The following is a 2,797-nucleotide window of genomic DNA, read 5'->3' on the forward strand; positions in this document are numbered from 1 at the left end:
ATCCCGCCAAGACCACCGTCGTCCGCCCCGTTCCCTCGACCGGCACGCCCGCGACCGGCACCCCATCGACCAGCAACCCCTCGACCGGCAGCCCCTCGACCGGCAGTCCCACCACAGGCCGCCCGCCGGCGGGAGCCCCGCCCCGCCGGCCTCCGGGTGCGGCACCGCCCCGTCAGCCGGGCCGCCCCGCGCCCCCGAGCGGGGCCTTCCCCGCGCAGGGTCGACCCGGCGGGCCCGGTCCGGGTGGCCCGCACCCGGGCGGTCCGGGTGGCCCCGGGCCGCGTCCGGGATGGCCCGGCGGCCCGCCGGGAGGCCGCCCCGGAGGTCCGCCCGGAGGTCCGCCTCCGGGTCGGCCGATGACCGGGCCGTTCCCGGGGCCCGCCGGCCAGGCTCCCTCGGCGACGCCGGCCGGGGGATCGTCGTCGAACCGGACGCGCACGGTCGTGCTCGTCGTCGCGGCCGTCGTCGTCCTGATCCTGCTCGTGGTGGCCCTGGTGCTCACCGGCGCGCTCTGAGCAGCCGGGGGTAGGGATGACCCCACCCCGATCGGAGGGCGCGCACCCGTCGTCGTGGGGACGCCTCCACCGCGCCCGGAGGGGGCGAGCGGCCAGGCTCGGAGTCGTCAGCGAGACGCCTCCACCAGCCTCCGGGAGCACACCATGAGCACCACCACCGACCAGCTCAGCCGCCGTGACCGCGCCGTCCTCGCCGCCGTCGCCGCCGGGCGCGGCACCGTCGTCGCCGGGCGCCTGCTCGTCGACGGCCTGCCCTGCGCCGACCAGTTCGTCGCGGCGCGTCTTCGGGCCGCGGGTCTGCTCGCCACCCAGGTCTCCGGCCCGGCCCGCCTGACCGACACCGGCATCGACGCCCTGGCCGCCTGAGCGCCACGGCCACCGCCACCGCCACCGCCACGATCCGGACGAGAGGAGTCGCCGTGACCGAGCCGGTGCCCGCGCCCCTGCGGTCCGCGCTGACCGCGGGGGCGCGCTGCCTCGTCCTCTCCCCCCATCTCGACGACGCCGTCCTCTCCTGCGGCGCCCTGCTCCGCGAGCTCGCCCCGCGCTGCGAGATCACCGTCCTCACGCTGTTCACCGAGGCGACCGACGGCCCGCACGGCCGCGCCGCCCGCTCGTTCCTGCGCCAGTGCGCCCACCCGGACGCCGCCACCCTCTTCCGCGCCCGCCGCGACGAGGACCGGGCCGTCGTCGAGACCCTCGGCGCCCGGCCCGAGCACCTCGGGGTCACCGATGCGCTCTTCCGACAGCGCGAGGTCCCCACGGCGCTCGCCCCGGTGGCCCGGCTCGTCCCCGAGCTCGCCCACCGCTACCCGACCTTCCGGTTCGACATCGCACGCGGCCGGGTCTCCCGCGGCGACCGGCGCCTGCGCGCGGACCTGGCGATGCAGATCGCCGCCCGCGCCGGGGAGGCCGACCTCCTGCTCTGCCCACTCGGCGTCGGCCGCCACGTCGACCACCTCCTGACGCGCGACCTCGGCCTCGTCTGGCCCCGCGAGGTCGTGTGGTTCTCCGACCTCCCCTACGCCCTCGAGCACGCTCCGGACCCGGCGTTCGTCCGCCGCGGCGCCCTGCGCCCCTGGTCGTTCGACGGCGGCCTCGAGGCCAAGGAGTCGCTCGTCCGCGGCTACACGACCCAGGTCGACGCCCTGTTCCCCTCCGGCGTCCTCCCCCGCCTGGCCGAGACGTACTGGGCGCGCTGACCTGCTCCCGTCGTCAGCCGCGCAGCTGGCGCACCAACCCCATCGAGTCCTGGTGCGCCCAGGTCTCGGTGACGAGGCCGGCGTCCAGGCGGTAGATGCGAATCGCGCCGAACTCCACGCTCCGTCCCGTCGGGTCCATGCCCTGGAAGGGGCCCCGGTGCGTTCCGCGGAAGCGCAGGCGGACGACCACCCGGTCGCCCTCCGCGACGACGTCCTCGACGGTGATCCGGAGGTCCGGGAACGCGCTCGTCAGCACCCGGTGCAGCTCCTCGGCCTCCGCGCGCGTCTCCTCGGCCCAGAACTCCGGCAGCCGCTCGGGACATCCGGCGTTCCAGACCTCCTCGAGCATCGTGCGGACGCGCTCCTTGTTGCTCTCGAGCGTCGCGGGCTGGGGCATGGCGGCCACCTCCGTCGTCAGGACACGTGTCCTGATCGTAGGACGCATGTCCTGAAATCGGTAGGGTGGTCGCCGTGGCGATCCCGCGGGAGTACGAGGTGGTGGCGTCGAGCGCGGCCGAGCTGAAGCGCAAGCAGATCGTCGAGGCGGCCCGGATCGTCCTTGCGCGTGACGGAGTCGCGGGCTGCACGGCGCGCGCGGTCGCGGACGCGAGCCCGCTGACCAAGAGCGCGATCCACTACTACTTCCGCGACATCGACGAGATCGTCGACGCCGCGGTGGCCGCTCACCTCGACGCGATGCTCGACGGGCTGCGCGCGGTGGCCGCCCGCCACGACGACCCGGAGGAACGTCTGCGCGCCGTGGTCCGGGCCTACCTCGACACCTTCGTCGACCGCCCGTACGCCGCGTTCCTCTGGTTCGAGCACTGGATCGCGGCCGGCCGCCGCGGGGAGCGGGCCGCGGTGGAGAAGATGCTGGTGGCGGTCGAGTCCCTCTTCGAGGAACTGCTCGGAGCCCGCTCCCCCTCGCCGGCAGCCGAGGACGCGCGGACGCTGGTGTCCTGGTTGCTCGGGACGGTCGTGCAGCAGCACGTCCGCCCGCTGGACGAGGCCGAGCTGGAGAGCGAGATCGACCGCGCGCTCCGCCGCCTCCGCTGAGCAGCCGAGCAGGAACCCCTCCTG

General features: G+C 75.8%; 5 protein-coding genes. 4 read left to right on the forward strand and 1 reads right to left on the reverse strand.

Features of this window, described 5'->3' with window-relative positions; all coding sequences use genetic code 11:
* Positions 1–356 precede the first annotated feature (356 nt).
* From AC0CYZ_RS12245 to AC0CYZ_RS12255, 3 genes are all read left to right on the forward strand, one after another.
* On the forward strand, positions 357–515 hold the full coding sequence (locus tag AC0CYZ_RS12245; RefSeq protein WP_472215651.1) for a hypothetical protein: 159 nt from the start codon (positions 357–359) through the stop codon (positions 513–515).
* A gap of 144 nt (positions 516–659) precedes the next feature.
* On the forward strand, positions 660–881 hold the full coding sequence (locus AC0CYZ_RS12250) for a hypothetical protein (protein WP_472215653.1): 222 nt from the start codon (positions 660–662) through the stop codon (positions 879–881).
* A 53-nt stretch (positions 882–934) separates the two neighbouring features.
* On the forward strand, positions 935–1,717 hold the full coding sequence (locus tag AC0CYZ_RS12255) for a PIG-L deacetylase family protein (protein ID WP_472215655.1): 783 nt from the start codon (positions 935–937) through the stop codon (positions 1,715–1,717).
* 13 nt (positions 1,718–1,730) lie between these two features.
* Here AC0CYZ_RS12255 and AC0CYZ_RS12260 read toward each other — a convergent pair whose 3' ends face one another.
* A complete protein-coding gene (locus tag AC0CYZ_RS12260) occupies positions 1,731–2,114 on the reverse strand; it encodes an ester cyclase (RefSeq protein ID WP_472215656.1) in 384 nt (127 codons plus the stop codon).
* 74 nt (positions 2,115–2,188) lie between these two features.
* Here AC0CYZ_RS12260 and AC0CYZ_RS12265 point away from each other — a divergent pair, with 74 nt between their 5' ends.
* Positions 2,189–2,773, forward strand: a complete 585-nt coding sequence (locus AC0CYZ_RS12265; protein ID WP_472215658.1) for a TetR/AcrR family transcriptional regulator — start codon at positions 2,189–2,191, stop codon at positions 2,771–2,773.
* The last annotated feature ends 24 nt before the right edge of the window (positions 2,774–2,797 follow it).

Source organism: Actinomycetospora sp. (assembly GCF_055612215.1).